Raw genomic sequence first — 15816 nt, 5'->3', positions numbered from 1 at the left:
ATGCTACTCAGTGTAAAGTTTTATCTACACTGGGTCCTAAATTACATTTAATAAAAACACTTTGTTCCTATCAAAAATATTAAAAACAATCCTTTTTACGCACTCACTTTTTGTACTAGAGTCTTATAATTTGGCTATACTTTGACTTTACTGCTTACTTGGAAATGATTTTGCGAACGCTATTTACGTTACTTTTGCTCATTGTGGTGTTTATCACAGGGTTTACTATGGGTGTGTACACTTTACCGATAATGACACAACCTCCGGCGGCTAAGCACACGGAAATACTTGAGATAAGTAAAGCCGCAACATACAAAGGCCAATTCAAGAAGGAGCTTAAAGATTCAGACGCATTACACTACGCCACTGGTGAGATCTATTTTACTGATAACCACATTGCATTCGTGGGTGAGATAGCTCCAGGACCTGATTATCGCCTTTATCTCGCCAAGGCATTTATTGAGACGGAAGCCGACTTTAAAGCGCAAAAACATACCATGATAGAAATAGCTAACATTAATCAATTTTCACAGTTTGTATTGCCTAAGTATCGCAAAGTTGATCTGACTCAGTTTCAGAGTGCTATTATTTGGTGTGAACATTTTGAGCAGTTTATCTCCGCAGCACCATTACAACCCACAGGTAGTACATAGACTTGAATTGATGGTGTGACAGGCAAAAAACGAGTCAACGCCAGCTCAGCTATTCTGTCTCTCGCTCCAAAATAACAACCATGGAATCAGATTCACCAAAGCTTGATGCAGGAATAACAACCTGTTTTAATTGCCAGCCATTTTGCCCTTCAGCATTTAATAGCGACTGCACGTCTGGCGTCCCAGATTTAAAAAAGCGCAATTTAAATGGTAATTCAACTGTTTTATATTCATATTTTTTCATCACTCTAGCCTCCTTAAGAGTAAGACTTGCATAATCTAAATTAAACGTGGCTGCCAGTGCCCTCTGAGTTTCCATTGAAGCACTCGCCTCTCTTTCGACCCTCTGAATGGTTCTTTTGCTTAAACCTGAAGCACCAGCTAATTGCTCTTGTGTCCACCCCTTGAGTATTCGGTGCCTGATTATCAAAGCTGCATCAATTTTCATTTTTTACACTCACATCGATCCCTTTACGTTATTAATTAATACCCTAAAAATGCAGAGCTTAAAACGCCAAATAAGCGAAAGTGTGGCGACAAAAAGGCGACAGCACGGCCAATTAAAGGTTTTTATATTGTTTTGACGGCTCACTACACCTTGATCTCGCCGGATAAATCGCGCCCCATACAGCCCATTGCACTTTGAGGTGGGAGCTGCTATACGCAGCGATCTTGTATTCCTTAACTAACCGACCATCCACTCTGCTAAGCAAGTAACTTCTCGCCGGATAAACCACCTCCCAAACAGTCCATTGCACTTTGAGGTAGGAGCTGCTTTACGCAGCGATCTTGTATTCCTAAACCAACCGGCCATCTACTCTGCTAAGCGAGTAACTTCTCGCCGGATAAACCACCTCCCACAAAGCCCACTACACATAGGGTAGGAGCTGCTTTACGCAGCGATCTTGTATTCCTTAACCAACCGACTATCTACTCTACTAAGCGAGTAACTTCTCGCCGGATAAACCACCTCCCACACGGCACATTGCACTTTGAGGTAGGAGTTGCTTTACGCAGCGATCTTGTATTCCTTAACCAACCGACCATCGACTCTGCTAAGCGAGTAACTTCTCGCCGGATAAACCACCTCCCACACGGCAAATTGCACTTTGAGGTAGGAGCTGCTTTACGCAGCGTTCTTATGTTTTTTGTCGCTCGTAAGCTCCGTTTATTTAACGGCCAACGGAAGAAAATATTACCAGCCTAATCAACAGGGTAAGTTTATCTAAAAACCACTATCGTAAAGACTAAAATAGAATACAAAGTAGCATCGAGACTTCGAATTCTAAGCCAAAAAAAAGCCACACTGCTAGAGTGTGGCTTGGGAGCATTGCATGGGTGTATAGTTGCAATGATTCTTTCCAGTAATGCGAATAATTAAGCTGCTTGCTCGTCGTCTTGCCCTAATCGAATTAGATAATCAAAAGCGCCTAAGCTTGCCGTTGCTCCCCCACCCATCGCAATAATAATTTGCTTAAACGGCGTGGTGGTTGCGTCGCCTGCGGCGTAAACGCCAGCTAAACTCGTCGCCCCTTTGCTGTCAATTTCGATTTCACCAAAGCGGCTAAGTGCAACTTCACTCGACTTTAACCATTCAGTATTTGGTACCAGCCCAATTTGGACAAAAATGCCAGCCAATGCTAACGAATGAGTGTCACCGCTTACCCTGTCTATATAGTTAAGACCGGTTACTTTATTACCATCTCCAACGACTTCAGTGGTTTGTGCGTTTTTTATAATGGTAACGTTAGTAAGGCTTTTTGCCTTTTTAATCAACACTTCATCAGCTCTAAGTGTATCGGCAAACTCTAATACCGTGACATGCTCAACAATATTTGCCAAGTCGATGGCAGCTTCTATACCCGAGTTACCACCACCAATAACAGCAACAGGTTTCCCCTTAAATAACGGACCATCACAATGTGGGCAATATGCTACACCTCGACCCTTGTACTCAGTTTCACCGGGTACATTCATGCTTCTCCATCGCGCACCGGTTGCTAAGACTAGAGATTTGGCCCTTAATACCGCACCGCTTTCAAGCGTGATATCAATGGTTTCACCTTTGTTAATTGCCGCTGCACGCTGATTCTTCATCACATCAACGCCATACTGGTTAACATGCTCTTCTAACTGTGCAACCAGCTTAGGACCTTCCGTTTTTTGCACTGAGATAAAGTTCTCAATACCCAGAGTATCGGCAACTTGACCGCCAAAGCGCTCCGCAACTACTCCTGTGTTTAGCCCTTTACGAGCGGCATAGATTGCAGCTGATGCACCAGCAGGGCCGCCACCTACAACCAGCACGTCAAACACGTCTTTCTCATTAAGTAGTGCCGCTTGTTTTTCACCGGCTTTGCTATCAAGTTTAAGTAAAATATCGCTTAGGCTCACCGCGCCTTGACTAAATTGTTCACCGTTTAAGTACACTGTTGGCACGGCCATGATGTTGCGCGATTCCACTTCTTCTTGGAACAAAGCGCCATCAATCATGGTAGTGGTAATATTTGGGTTAACAGCCGCCATGAGATTCAAGGCCTGTACCACTTGCGGACAAGTTTGGCAACTCAGTGAAATGTAAACCTCAAAGTTCAATGGGTTATCTATATTCCTGATCAGCTCCAAATCGTCTGCCGATGCTTTAGTGGCATGACCACCTGAATGTAATAATGCAAGTACCAAGCTGGTGAACTCATGTCCCATAGGAACACCAGCAAACGTAACTTCGCTCTTTGTTTCAACGCCACGCACCACCATTTGTGGGATACGCTCACCTTCATGCGATTCAGATAAAGTAATTTTATCGCTCAATGACGCTAAGTCTTGTGCTAACCCTTTTAGCTCTTGCGATTTTTTACTGTCATCAAGACTAATGACGAGTTCAATCGGACGTTGTAGAGAGCTAAAGTGGCTTTGTAGTTGAGTTTTAATTTGGTTGTCTAACATATAAGGTAACCCTCTGCAGAAACTACAGTAAAAATTCGCAAAAACGATGAATTTAGTTCATCTGGATGGTTTATTTGGGAGTGCATGCAGCACTCCCTATGACAGTTTAGATTTTGCCAACTAGATCTAGTGAAGGTGCTAATGTTTCTTCACCTGGCTGCCAAGACGCAGGACATACTTCACCATCATGAGATGCGATGTATTGAGCAGCTTGTACTTTACGTACTAGCTCTTTAGCGCTGCGACCAATACCTAAGTCATGCGTTTCAATAACTTTGATTTCACCCTCAGGGTTGATTACAAAAGTACCGCGAAGTGCTAAACCTTCTTCTTCGATCATTACACCGAAGTTGCGAGTAATACGGCCTGTTGGGTCACCAATCATTGGGAATTGAATTTTCTTAATCGTTTCTGACGCGTCATGCCACGCTTTGTGTGTGAAGTGTGTGTCTGTTGATACAGAGTAAACTTCTACACCCATTTCTTGCAGCTGTGCGTAATAATCAGCTAAATCACCAAGCTCTGTTGGACATACAAAAGTGAAATCAGCAGGGTAGAAGAATACGATTGACCATTTACCTAAAAGGTCCTGCTCAGAAACTTCTACGAAGTCGCCACCATGGTATGCTGTTGCGTTGAATGGTTGAATTTTTGTGTTGATTAATGAAGTGCTCATCGCTTTCCTCACTGTTGTTTAGTTTGAATTAATATTGGCGATTGTTATTCGCCTTGGCTTGAGTACAAAGATAAGGGGAAGTGATATTTAAATAAAATGGATTGTTTGAATCACTGTAATCGAAAAAACTGATAGTAGTTTTTTGAGTGATCAACTAATTCAGTATAAGAGTATAAAAATACGTTAATTACGGTATGATCCCAGCAATTAAAAACAGTAGAGCGTGACTATGCACCCGTACTTCAATCATATTCAACTTGGTTACTTTGGCTTTCTTCCTTTTTTGGCTTGTATCGCGTGGACGTTAATGACGGGCGTATCAAGCGATGTGCTTCATGCTTTTCAATTTTATAGCCTAGGGATTCTTGCTTTTATGGCGGGAAACTTATGGCGTGCGGGGGAGCAAACCTATAAACAAGCGATACTTGCCGTGATCGTCGTGATCCCTTACCCACTACTTAGTGTCGTATCACCACAATGGCTGCTACTATATCTCGCTATCGCATATTGGCTTGTATATTTTATAGAGCGCAGTTCACCGCGCTGGGGAGACTACCATAAAGACTATCAAAAAATGCGAACGGTATTGACTTCTCTCGTCTTTGTTAGCCATCTATTTATGATTGCTCAAGCACTTGAGTTAAACACATAAGTAACTTGCTTCTGAAGCTCAATTAACTATAACTAAAGATATATATCACCAAGGGTCACAGCGCTTTGATAAGAACGACTTTGCTGCCGCTGGTAATATGGGTGGCCATCATCGTTTTTGGTGGCTACATGTACTATATCGGTCATTACGAATACGAGAGCTACGAAGAGCTATTTTGGTTTGGTATCTCCTTCACTTTATTCAACTTGATCACCAAAGAAATTGCGAGCCAATTCTTGCGCCTCGCACTACTTGTGTATTGTGCGGGCCTACTCCTTGATATTATTGATAATTTTACCGACGGTTTTTCCATCCCCTTACTTAGCTTTGACACATCTTTGAAAAATATCGGCTTTTTACTCATCAGCTTTGGCTTTTATTGTATGATCACTAATAAAAGAGCCAGCATTACAGAGCTAAAAAAAGAAGTAGAGAGAAGAAGGTTGTTAGAGGAGCGGATGCGATATGAAGCTAACCATGATGCAATGACGGGTGTGGGCAGTCGTCGCGCATGTTTTGAAGGCTTGCAAACACATCGCTTTGATAATCAATGGCTACTCTATCTCGACTTAGATAATTTTAAGCAAGTCAACGATAACTACGGTCATCACATTGGTGATGAAGTTTTAATTAAATTTACTCAAAATATGAAAGAGTACTTTGGCTTAGATTACAGCTTTCGTATCGGTGGTGACGAATTTATTGCCTATATCAATGCGGTGCTTCCAGATACAGACGAAGTGAGAACGGCATTATTAAAGGGACTACAGGAATACAAAATTAACGTCAGTATTGGAATGGTCAAAGTAGATCCGACTAAACAGGCAGATCTCATCATCCACGATGCCGATGAAAACATGTATGGCGATAAACGTGGAAAATCACTCAGATCCAGTGCTAGAGGATGATGCATTAGCACGGATTTATTGACTAAATCTCAATGGTGCTTAGCGCCCAGAAACCTAATCCAAATTCTACACTAACTTCTCTAAATTTATACGTTTTTTAAAGCTCAAAGAGGTAGCACTATGGCAGAATGATTGCTAAGCTTGCGTTAAAATAAAGTTACAAGGTAAGCCAGCATGTTTGCAAGATTATTTACAAACAATGAAACCCAACAAGCCTTATTAGCCGCGCAACAAGAGGTTGCCAGTTTAAAACAGGCTAATGCGCAGTTAACCTCTGAAAATGAGGCATTAAAGCAGGAAATCGTAGGTACACAAGCTGCGCTCAATGATAATACTGACAATCAGCTACTGCAGTGTGCGTTGAATGGATTAAGCCAAGTGCAGGGAATACGAGAAACTGTTCTTGCAAGCTTTATGAGTATTGAAGAAGAAAGCCATTCAATTGAGCAAGTAAACTCCGCCTTTTCTAAATCTGAAACCGCATTGCGTAAAATACTGGCTGGAATGGAGCAGCTCGGCAGCAATATGGACAAAATGACTAGCAATATTTCTGGCTTATCACAGATGGCTGATAGCATTAATACCTTTGTTACGACGATTTCAAAAATTTCAGATCAAACGAATCTGCTAGCGCTCAATGCTGCTATTGAAGCCGCCCGAGCAGGTGAAGCAGGCCGTGGCTTTTCGGTTGTCGCCGATGAGGTGCGCGCACTGGCAACCAATACCAATGAATCCGCTAACGAAGTCTCCGATTTAGTCAAAAAAATCATCGATACAACTCACACAACAGTGAGTGCTGTAGAAGAAATTCAAGCGTCTAATATCACGCTATCTGACAGTATTGGACACCTAAACGATGAATACGAAGGGATTGTAAGTTGTTGTGATTCAATGAAAGACACCATTTTGGTCTCTACTACTCAAACCTTTATCCAGACCGTAAAGCTTGATCATGTCGTTTGGAAAGGAGACGTATACAACGTGATTATTGGTAATAGCCATAAAAATATCAGCGACTTTGCCGATCATACGATGTGCCGCTTAGGTAAGTGGTTTGGTGGCGATGGCGCCCAAAAGTTTGGCGGTCACAACGCGTTTAAACGTCTAGAAGCTCCGCATAAAGAAGTTCATAGAGCTGGTGTAGAAGCAATGAAAAAGTTTAAAGCAGGCGATTCTCAAGGCGCAGTTAAACAGCTTAACCAAATGGAACATGCCAGCGTTGAAGTAATGGACTTACTCGATCAACTAGGGCATTGATAAGAAGCACTACAGGGCTTCTCAATTTACCCGCTTAACGTAAAGGAAATCAATGCAAGACCACACGAAACGACTGATAAGCTGTATTTTCCTTTCAACATTCGCGGGTATTGCTATTTTTACCGCAGTTGCACATCTTTCATGTATTTATTTGGGTGCTAGTTGCTATCGTGCGCAACTTGCCCCAACAGATATTATCGACTCCGCCATCGCTGGCACTTAGTATGCGCCGACAGCAACCGTTTTTATCTCTGCATTATTTCTAACCACTGCCGCCTACGCACTTTCCACCCTCAAGTGGATCAAACCATTACCTATGCTTCGCCCTGCCATCTTTACTATTTCAACGTTATGTTTAGTAAGGGGAGCAATTACACTGCCGCTAGCCATAGGTTTCCCTGAAAAAACCACCAGTTTTGCAATTGTGGCTGGAGGAGTTTGGCATTTGGCTGTTGTATTTTGTCTAGTTGGCTTTAAGCTAATAAATCCATCAGAAAAGAGCCAATTGCTACAAGATAACTGCCTAGTTTGATAAACTCCTCCTTTTACTGACTTAGACAGCTCCATGATACTCGATAAAAACTGGCGTATTCTTACCGTTGGCGATGGCGATTTAAGCTTTTCATATTCATTAGCAAAACATTTTGCTCCAGCCCACCTTACTGCCAGTGTGTACGATAGTGAAAATGAACTTAAGCATAAATATCAAGATAATGCATTTGATAAGCTGCATGATTTAGGGGTTAGTGTTGTGACTCAATTTGATGTCACTGAGGCACATTGTTGGCAAAAAGTGCCGCCGCATGCCTTTGATGCAGTTATTTTTCAATTTCCTCTCATTCCTGCATTTGATTCGTTTGAAAGCTTCCAAAACCAGACCTTGAGCGTTAACAGCCTCAATCGGAAATTGCTGCGAGAATTCTTAATAAACGCAGCGGCTTATACACTTGACCCAAATGGCGCTCAGCTCGGGATCATTACGTCAAAGGACGTAAAGCCCTATATTGAGTGGAATCTAGAAGGTAGCCTGATCAACGGACTTGAACAATATTACCTCGGCCAATCTCGATTTGAGATTTCACAGTTCCCAGAATATCAAATTCGCAATGTCGACCGTGATAAGCACGTAAAAGACACCAGCGGTATTAGCTATTACTGGTCTGTAAACCCAGCTCACGCCATCAAAGAAAAACTCAAAGTACCTGACTATTTGGGTGATAATTACTGCACCATTTGTAGAGCAGGCCCTTTTATCAATGACAGCGATAAGCTCGCGCACTTGGACTCGAAAAAGCATAAAAATATGCAAAAACATGAAAGTGCTTGGCTTAACTACCTGAGTACGTAAACAAATTTGGAACGATAACAAAAAGAAAACCCTGAAAATCAAAAGTAAATAAATCAACAAATAACCATTTCAAAAACCAAGAAAGGCATAAAATATACAAAAGTAATTGAGCCATTATTTAGACACGATTAGACTAGCCTTATATCGCCATTTTTAAGCTTGTTATTTATCTTATTGGGGTCTCAATGCCACTACTTAGCCGCGACTTTGTCATTGCGATTTTATGCCTGCTTTGCGCTATGGTCACCATTCAATCCGGTGCCTCTATTGCCAAGCAGTTATTTCCGTTTGTTGGACCCGAGGGTACCACAGCATATCGCCTTGGATTTTCAGCTCTTATTTTATGTTTGGTGTTCAAACCTTGGCGTCATTTACCAGCAAACTGGCGACCACTTATCGTTTATGGTCTATGCTTGGGCGGAATGAATATCACCTTTTACTACGCCATTGAGCGTATTCCTATTGGTATTGGTGTGGCATTAGAGTTTACCGGGCCGCTTGCCGTAGCGCTGTTTTCATCTAAACGGAAACGTGATTATTTGTGGGTTGCATTTGCTATTTTAGGGATCTTGTTATTGTTACCAGATCTTGGCGATGTCAATGGTTTAGACCCAGTCGGCGTTGCTTTAGCCTTGGTTGCTGGCGCTTGTTGGGCGGGATATATTCTCTATGGTAAGCGCTCAGGCAATGAAAGTTCCGGCGGGGTGACTGTGGCAATCGGCATGACGGTTGCGGCCCTTGCTATCGTGCCGTTTGGTATGGTTTCACAAGGTGCTGCACTGCTTGATTGGTCACTGATCCCATTAGGTATCGCGATTGGTTTATTATCCAGTGCCCTGCCTTATAGCCTTGAAATGGTAGCACTTCGAAAAATGCCTGCACAAGGGTTTAGTATTTTAATGAGTGTTGAACCTGCGGTTGCGGCGTTGGCCGGCTTTTTAATTCTTGGAGAGTTACTGACCGTTTGGCAATGGCTTGCCATTTTTATGGTGATCACAGCATCTGTTGGCAGCTCAGTATCGAGCAAAGAGTGAATTCACAGAAAGGAAGGCTTCGATAACGAAGCCTCTTCTGCTCTCCAAGCGAACGAGAAAGTAAGCTGATCATCTAGATTACTTATAATCCAAAATATGCTTTTAAGCCTGAAAGCGTATTTGTCGTCGCGACGGATGCTAGGATCAATCCCATTACTCGGCTGATAACACTCGCACCACCATTACCAATAATGCGGTGCATGAAGCTGGCACATAACATCAACACACACACTATGGCTAAAACTAACAGCATCATAGCAACCGTCTGCACTTGTTCCCAAATATTGAATCTAGCATTTTCTGTTAATAAAACAGCAGCAAGCATTGCACCTGGGCCAGCTATTGACGGCACAGCCAAAGGGAAAATAGCCGTATCATTATGACTTTTGACCATTCTCACCTCTTCTTCAGGCTTACTTTCACCGAAGATCATCGACAATGCAAAAAGAAACAGCACAATTCCACCCGCAATCTGAAAGGCAGACAGAGGTATTCCCATTGCAGTTAGAATAAGTTCACCTGCAACAACAAAAAAGACCAGAATTGCCGCAGATACAAGCGTGGCAAAAAGGGCTATTTTCCGTTTTTGTACTTCGTCATAGTTTTTAGTAACAGCAATAAAAACAGGGACTGTCCCGATGGGATCTATAACAGCAAAAAAGAAAATAAATGTAGCGAGTAAATCAATCATTGTGTACTACCTTTAGCACGGTGTTCATATCTGTTCTCTATCATTGACCACGAGAAACTCGATCCAGCTTCTGACATTCTAAAAAACAATAATTAACCTGAACTCATCATAACAACATGTTTTCTAGCAGCTGTTACCCCTTACTACAGAGTTAAACCTGTTTGCAATAGACAAGCTACTGACATACAAATTTGCCTTGTATTAAAAAACATCATCTTGCTAGAGCGATATTACACTTTCAACCATGGATATTTTAGTTTATTAACTAACTTTTCATCCAGAGTTCAGGTTACTTAGTTTTAATCTAAGCGCAGTACAGCGCTTAACTTAAAGAGTTTACTGCTCAACAATAGCTTGCGTTGAAATAGCAATCGGCTCTGTCGGAGACACTTCCATATCTTCTTGCTTTTCTTTTGGAAACAAATAGGTATCAAGCCACTGCTCTTGCTCCCAAAGTACATGTAAAATACTTTCACGTGCTTTATAGCCATGGCCTTCTTCTGGCAACATCACTAGCCTTGCATTACCACCTAAGCCATTCATTGCAGCAAACATACGTTTAGATTGCATAGGAAAAGTACCTGAATTTGGATCTTCCTCTCCATGGATCATCAACATAGGTTCGTTGATTTTTTCCGCGTGGAAAAAAGGCGACATGTTGGCATAGACGTTTTGCGCTTCCCAGAAGTTACGCGGCTCCCCCTGAAAACCAAACGGCGTCAAGGTGCGATTATATGCCCCGCTTCGCGCAATGCCAGTGGCAAACAAGTCACTATGGGCGAGTAAGTTAGCCACCATAAATGCTCCATAAGAATGCCCTGCAATCGCAATGCGCTTAGGATCTGCTATCCCTTTTTCTACTAAGGTATCAACAGCTGCCTTTGCACTGGCAACCAATTGCTGCCTAAATGTATCATTTGGTTGCGCGTCACCTGCCCCAATTATCGGCATCGTCGGATCATCAAAAACTGCAATACCTTTTGCTAAATACGGCATTGGTCCCCAATAGCCAATATATGGAAATTGGTAAGGTGATTCGCGCACCTGCGAAGCAACGGCTTTATCTTTAAACTCAAGCGGATAAGCCCACATCAGCACAGGTATACGACCTTTTGATGGGTCATAATCTGTAGGAAGATAAAGATTACCAGACAGCTCAACGCCATCATCACGTTTGTACTTGACTTGCTCTTTTACAACGCCTTTAAATGCAGGATAAGGGTGCGCAAACTTAGTTAGCTGCTCCAAAGTATCAAACTGCAAGTCACGGACAAAAAAGTTGGGTTGTTCTTGGCGTGACTCACGCACGGTAATAAAGCGCATACCTTCGTCATCTAACATTGCACGCACTCTTTCGTAATAAGGTTCGCTCGACTGCCAAATACGAGTTGAAGTGTTGGTTTTTACGTCAAAACGATCTAAAAAAGGAATGTTGCCTTTCTCAGATGCACCGTTGCCCGTTAAAAACAAATACCTGCCTCCAACTAGCTTCAATACTCTTGAACCTAAATCACTATTTTCATATACAAAGTTGCCAGGATCTTTGTATGCATCATTATAACTGCGCTCTGAGAACACCACTCGATTTTGCTCTGGATTACGCGGAGAAAATACTGACGAACGGACACTGCGATCGGCAAAGCGCCATTCATTCAAAATCGCAACATTATTATCGGCCCATTCAATACTCGAAAAACGACGTTCTACTTTTGCGAAAAGTTCAGGTTCTTTTTTGAATGGCGAACTAATCGTATAAAGGTGGTCATGATAGTCAACCTTCGCACTCATATCCCCACCATCTTGCGCTTCGGCCCATATTAGCGTCGCGCCATGGTCGTCACGCCACTGGATCTTTCGCGGCCCTTCTCTCACGCTATCAAAGCCCGCAGGCAGTGCGTCGGCTAGTGGCTGCCTTGTAACTTCAAATAATGGATAACCGCGCATTCCCCACACTTGCCATACCGCTGGAAAGCGGCTGTAAGGCACTTGGAATGAAAAAGGATCGGCCATCATACCAACCACTAGATTGGTAGAGTCTGGCGAAACCGAGAAGTGTTTAAGGTATGTTGGGTTACCAATTTGCTGCGCATTAGCATTCAGGTTTAGCTTAATTAACTGTCCCTCAGAATAGAACTTAAATAGCTGAATATCGTAAGGACTAGACAATAAATTCTGATAAGTGCGTGTTGATGCTTTTTTACCTGATGTGGTTTGTACGATTGGCGTTAAGCTAGATTTATCTTTTGCGCTTGGTTGTTTGCCATGATTAATAGCAATATTCGCAATAATTGCTGTGCTATCTGGCAGCCAGCGGTACGGAGTTGAAGTCACCACGCCATTTAATGTTGATTGAGTGAGCTGCTTAAGATTACGCTGCTCAATATCGTAAGTCCAAAGCGTAGCACTATTCTCTTGTTCAAGAATAAACGCAAGATAGCGGCTATCTGCACTCCAGCTTGGCGACTTGATCTTGCCTTTTGGTAGACCTGTCACTTTAACTAAAGCACCGGTTGCCACATGTTTAAACTCAATAGAACTATATTGGCGGCTGGAGGTCCTCATAAAGGTTTTCGGATTGAACTTTATCCCAGCAAGCGCTTGTTCTGGCTGCCCAAGCTCTTCGAGCGTAAGCACCCTATTGCGCTGTAACAATGCCAACCAATTGCCATTCGCACTCAATTTAGAGGTTGGGATCAATGGCGCATCGACAAGCTTTGCCAGCTCTGGCGAAGGTGTCATGTAGCCCTGCTCTTGTGCACATACCGTATATGATACGGCGGTCATTAATATGATAAATGTGATTTGTTTTAATAATTTCACTGTATTTACCTATCTTCGGCGTTTAGCGGGTGATCATATAACGATTATCGGGAAATGTGCATAGATTTGCGATTTAATGCGATGAAAACTTGATGTACACTTAGTCACTTAACCAGCCATAATTGATACGAATTAGCATGAACAACGATAAAAAACTCGCTAAGGTTACCATTTTTGATGTTGCCGAAGAGGCACAAGTTTCTAAATCAACAGTATCCCTTGTCCTAACCCATAGTGATAAAGTCAGCGATAAAAGCAAAGAGAAAGTACTAAAAGCAATCGAAAAACTGGGTTACGTTTATAATCGCGATGCAGCAGCGCTACGTAGTAAAAAGTCTAATCTTGTTGCGCTTGTTATCAACGACTTAACTAACCCGTACTCTGCTCAGCTTGCCGTCGGATTAGAAAAGCATATTTACGCATTAGGTATGGTGCCTATGCTGGTAAATACAGGTGAAGATTTTAGTCGCCAGCGCCAAGTCGTAAACACACTAAAAGAATACAATGTTTGTGCCTTTGTTATGGTGCCTGCACCAAGTACCCCACGAGAGTGGCTGGATCAACTGGCTGACTCTGGATTTCCAGTTATTACCATTATGCGTGAAGTGGCCTTTGCTAAAGCCCCCTGTATTCTACCTGACAATAAAAAAGGGACTCACCTAGCAACGACCCACCTCATTGAGCAAGGCATAAAAGACATTGCTTTTCTAGGTGGTACTCCCGAAATTTCAGATTACCATGAGCGACTATCTGGCTTCCAAAGCGCTTTAAAGCTCAATGGATTAAATGAAGCGCAACCCGCAATCGCTGCTCCAACCAATCGTCAAGGGGGCCGAGAAGCGTTTAATACCCTCATTGCTAACCATAAAGAGATAAAAGCTATCGTTTGCTTTAGTGACGTCATAGCATACGGTGCAATTGAAGCCATGCGCGAACACGGACTGGTGCCTGGCGAGGACATCAAAGTTGTCGGTTTTGATGACTTGCAAGACTCTCAACTTATGAAACCCGCATTAACGAGTGTCAGAATTGATGCCGACGATATAGGTAAGCGAACATGCCATACACTATCCGAAATTTTAAACAAATCGCAACCTGCCGTTAGAACCCTAGTGGATGTGTCATTACAGATCAGAGAATCATCGTAACTCTTAGCACTTAGCAATAAATGTAGCGCTGATACCTGTTTATAAAAAATGCAAATATTTGCGGCCAAAACTATAGACATTACTGAGAATCTGGATAGAATTCGCAGCAATCTTGGCCGCCAAATTTACCTATGCAAATAGTCTGTTGCGAATATCAAATTCGTGAGCAAAAACATCACTAAAACCTAGAGTGATATGTATCTTACTAGCAGCGCGTACCCATGATGAGCTCTGTTTGATTTTTTTAATTTCAAACACCATACTTTTTTAACATTTTCGCCAATTCGCTTCATTCAGTAGAATTGGCATTACACATTTAAGGTTCTTTTTCGTTGAATAACGCAACCTTCACAGAGAAACGCCGCTTTATTGTGAAGTTAGGCAAAATGCTTCACAAATACGGTACCCCTGCCTATCGACTCGAAGCACATTTAATGGAAATAGCCACTCACTTAGGGCTAAAGTCTTCCTTTGTTATGTCTCCGACATCGGTCACTTTTGTAATTTGGACCGAAGGTCATGAAGAAGAATATACCCATGTGGCACGTGTTGATCCCGGCGATCATGATTTAGGTTCATTGGCAGATACGGATGACGTCGCAACACGCGTATTATCTGGTGAGCTTTCAATCCAAGAAGCCGAACAAAACCTTGAAGCCATTTTGCATGCAAGTCCCCCATATAATAAGTTAATGACGGGTCTTGCATTTGCAACCTCAAGTGGTGCGTTTGCGATGCTGATGGGAACTAGCTGGAATGACGTTTGGTGGTCAGCACTAATATCGCTTGTGGTCTACATATTCGTGCTTTGGGCGAGTATTTCCAAACGCGTAACACATATGCTTGAACCTTTGGTCGCCATCGTATCAGCGGTTGCTGCTTGCGCAGTGTCTGTGTACATTGACCCGCAGGTCAACATCCGTTTGGTAGTACTTTCAGCCATTATCGTGTTTATACCTGGCTTGGCGCTGGCACTTGGATTTGCTGAATTATCGGCTCGGCACTTAGTGTCAGGTACCGCAAGAGTCATGGACTCTATTATGTTGCTCTTTAAGCTCTACTTCGGTGCATTTTTGGGGATCAGTTTAGGTTTTGCGTTTTTTGGTCAAGTTGATTTTATACAACCATCACCATTACCGCGCTGGACAGCTTGGCTTGCAGTACTATTACTTTGTAGCAGCCTAGTTGTTATCTTTAGAACAAAACTACGCCATGCAAGTTGGTCACTCGCATCAGGCTTTATCGCCTACGCAGCCAGTATCAGTTCTGCGGTTTACTTTGATTACGCACTTGGTACTTTTGTTGGTGCATTTGCAGTGGGTGTCTTTAGTAATATCTTTAACCGTGTGGTAAATGCCCCAGCGTCCATTGTGGCGATGCAAGGTTTGATTGTGTTGGTCCCTGGTTCTAAAACCTATATTGGACTTAATTCATTGATCGAAGGTCAAAGTTTTGTTCATGCGGATCATATTGGCCAACAAACCTTCTTAATATTTATGTCTCTTATCGCTGGCCTCATCTTCTCAAACGTTGTGCTGCCACCTAAAAAGAGCTTATAACATTCGAAAAGAACTGGAAAGGCAACTTTCCAGTTCTTTGTAGTTGTGAATGTTAACAAAAAATCAAGCAAAACCATTCCAGTAAACTTAACTTAAACCACAAAACTTCCAACTTAAATTATTT

The 15816-nt window shown here is 42.4% G+C and carries 14 protein-coding genes; 9 read left to right on the top strand and 5 right to left on the bottom strand.

What is annotated here, in order from left to right; translation table 11 throughout:
• Positions 1 to 164 precede the first annotated feature (164 nt).
• Positions 165 to 653 carry a DM13 domain-containing protein gene (locus L1D50_RS14080; RefSeq protein ID WP_239966251.1) on the top strand — a complete coding sequence of 163 codons (489 nt, stop codon included), beginning with the start codon at positions 165 to 167 and terminating at the stop codon, positions 651 to 653.
• Between the two features lie 49 nt (positions 654 to 702).
• Here L1D50_RS14080 and L1D50_RS14075 read toward each other — a convergent pair whose 3' ends face one another.
• From L1D50_RS14075 to ahpC, 3 genes are all read right to left on the bottom strand, one after another.
• Positions 703 to 1101, bottom strand: coding sequence for a DUF4177 domain-containing protein (locus L1D50_RS14075; RefSeq protein WP_239966250.1), 399 nt, complete (start codon positions 1099 to 1101; stop codon positions 703 to 705).
• Between the two features lie 929 nt (positions 1102 to 2030).
• Complete coding sequence (gene ahpF, locus L1D50_RS14070; RefSeq protein ID WP_239966249.1) at positions 2031 to 3599, bottom strand: alkyl hydroperoxide reductase subunit F; 1569 nt, start codon at positions 3597 to 3599, stop codon at positions 2031 to 2033.
• A 106-nt stretch (positions 3600 to 3705) separates the two neighbouring features.
• Positions 3706 to 4275, bottom strand: a complete 570-nt coding sequence (gene ahpC, locus L1D50_RS14065; RefSeq protein ID WP_128725454.1) for an alkyl hydroperoxide reductase subunit C — start codon at positions 4273 to 4275, stop codon at positions 3706 to 3708.
• A 229-nt stretch (positions 4276 to 4504) separates the two neighbouring features.
• Here ahpC and L1D50_RS14060 point away from each other — a divergent pair, with 229 nt between their 5' ends.
• The 6 genes from L1D50_RS14060 (at position 4505) to L1D50_RS14035 (ending at position 9474) form a co-directional block, all read left to right on the top strand.
• On the top strand, positions 4505 to 4927 hold the full coding sequence (locus L1D50_RS14060; protein WP_138524708.1) for a DUF3429 domain-containing protein: 423 nt from the start codon (positions 4505 to 4507) through the stop codon (positions 4925 to 4927).
• A gap of 101 nt (positions 4928 to 5028) precedes the next feature.
• Positions 5029 to 5835: a GGDEF domain-containing protein gene (locus tag L1D50_RS14055; RefSeq protein ID WP_239966248.1), complete on the top strand. Its 807-nt coding sequence runs from the start codon at positions 5029 to 5031 to the stop codon at positions 5833 to 5835.
• 174 nt (positions 5836 to 6009) lie between these two features.
• A complete protein-coding gene (locus L1D50_RS14050; protein WP_239966247.1) occupies positions 6010 to 7092 on the top strand; it encodes a methyl-accepting chemotaxis protein in 1083 nt (360 codons plus the stop codon).
• Positions 7093 to 7144: 52 nt separating this feature from the next.
• On the top strand, positions 7145 to 7315 hold the full coding sequence (locus L1D50_RS14045) for a hypothetical protein (protein ID WP_239966246.1): 171 nt from the start codon (positions 7145 to 7147) through the stop codon (positions 7313 to 7315).
• 342 nt (positions 7316 to 7657) lie between these two features.
• Entirely contained in the window at positions 7658 to 8440 is a 783-nt protein-coding gene (locus L1D50_RS14040) for a Rossmann-like fold-containing protein (RefSeq protein WP_138524590.1), read from the top strand.
• A gap of 185 nt (positions 8441 to 8625) precedes the next feature.
• Positions 8626 to 9474: a DMT family transporter gene (locus L1D50_RS14035; RefSeq protein WP_138524588.1), complete on the top strand. Its 849-nt coding sequence runs from the start codon at positions 8626 to 8628 to the stop codon at positions 9472 to 9474.
• An 82-nt stretch (positions 9475 to 9556) separates the two neighbouring features.
• Here L1D50_RS14035 and L1D50_RS14030 read toward each other — a convergent pair whose 3' ends face one another.
• Both L1D50_RS14030 and L1D50_RS14025 read right to left on the bottom strand, forming a co-directional pair.
• Positions 9557 to 10165, bottom strand: a complete 609-nt coding sequence (locus tag L1D50_RS14030) for a MarC family protein (protein WP_128725449.1) — start codon at positions 10163 to 10165, stop codon at positions 9557 to 9559.
• A gap of 336 nt (positions 10166 to 10501) precedes the next feature.
• Positions 10502 to 12949, bottom strand: a complete 2448-nt coding sequence (locus L1D50_RS14025; protein WP_239966252.1) for a prolyl oligopeptidase family serine peptidase — start codon at positions 12947 to 12949, stop codon at positions 10502 to 10504.
• A gap of 173 nt (positions 12950 to 13122) precedes the next feature.
• Here L1D50_RS14025 and L1D50_RS14020 point away from each other — a divergent pair, with 173 nt between their 5' ends.
• Both L1D50_RS14020 and L1D50_RS14015 read left to right on the top strand, forming a co-directional pair.
• Complete coding sequence (locus L1D50_RS14020; RefSeq protein ID WP_128725447.1) at positions 13123 to 14133, top strand: LacI family DNA-binding transcriptional regulator; 1011 nt, start codon at positions 13123 to 13125, stop codon at positions 14131 to 14133.
• Between the two features lie 332 nt (positions 14134 to 14465).
• Positions 14466 to 15692 (top strand): threonine/serine exporter family protein, encoded by a 1227-nt coding sequence (locus L1D50_RS14015; protein ID WP_128725446.1) that lies wholly within the window; start codon positions 14466 to 14468, stop codon positions 15690 to 15692.
• Positions 15693 to 15816: the final 124 nt, after the last annotated feature.

The sequence above is a fragment of the Pseudoalteromonas sp. Isolate6 genome (genome assembly GCF_022398435.1).
Classification (GTDB): domain Bacteria; phylum Pseudomonadota; class Gammaproteobacteria; order Enterobacterales; family Alteromonadaceae; genus Pseudoalteromonas; species Pseudoalteromonas galatheae.
This window is presented reverse-complemented; position numbering and strand designations above follow the sequence as displayed.

Coding starts and splice junctions, on each gene's coding strand:
- L1D50_RS14020 (WP_128725447.1), top strand. CDS start 13,123: ATGAACAACGATAAAAAACTCGCTAAGGTTACCATTTTTGATGTTGCC.
- L1D50_RS14025 (WP_239966252.1), bottom strand. CDS start 12,949: ATGACCGCCGTATCATATACGGTATGTGCACAAGAGCAGGGCTACATG.
- ahpF (WP_239966249.1), bottom strand. CDS start 3,599: ATGTTAGACAACCAAATTAAAACTCAACTACAAAGCCACTTTAGCTCT.
- ahpC (WP_128725454.1), bottom strand. CDS start 4,275: ATGAGCACTTCATTAATCAACACAAAAATTCAACCATTCAACGCAACA.
- L1D50_RS14075 (WP_239966250.1), bottom strand. CDS start 1,101: ATGAAAATTGATGCAGCTTTGATAATCAGGCACCGAATACTCAAGGGG.
- L1D50_RS14035 (WP_138524588.1), top strand. CDS start 8,626: ATGCCACTACTTAGCCGCGACTTTGTCATTGCGATTTTATGCCTGCTT.
- L1D50_RS14045 (WP_239966246.1), top strand. CDS start 7,145: ATGCAAGACCACACGAAACGACTGATAAGCTGTATTTTCCTTTCAACA.
- L1D50_RS14030 (WP_128725449.1), bottom strand. CDS start 10,165: ATGATTGATTTACTCGCTACATTTATTTTCTTTTTTGCTGTTATAGAT.
- L1D50_RS14060 (WP_138524708.1), top strand. CDS start 4,505: ATGCACCCGTACTTCAATCATATTCAACTTGGTTACTTTGGCTTTCTT.
- L1D50_RS14050 (WP_239966247.1), top strand. CDS start 6,010: ATGTTTGCAAGATTATTTACAAACAATGAAACCCAACAAGCCTTATTA.
- L1D50_RS14080 (WP_239966251.1), top strand. CDS start 165: ATGATTTTGCGAACGCTATTTACGTTACTTTTGCTCATTGTGGTGTTT.
- L1D50_RS14040 (WP_138524590.1), top strand. CDS start 7,658: ATGATACTCGATAAAAACTGGCGTATTCTTACCGTTGGCGATGGCGAT.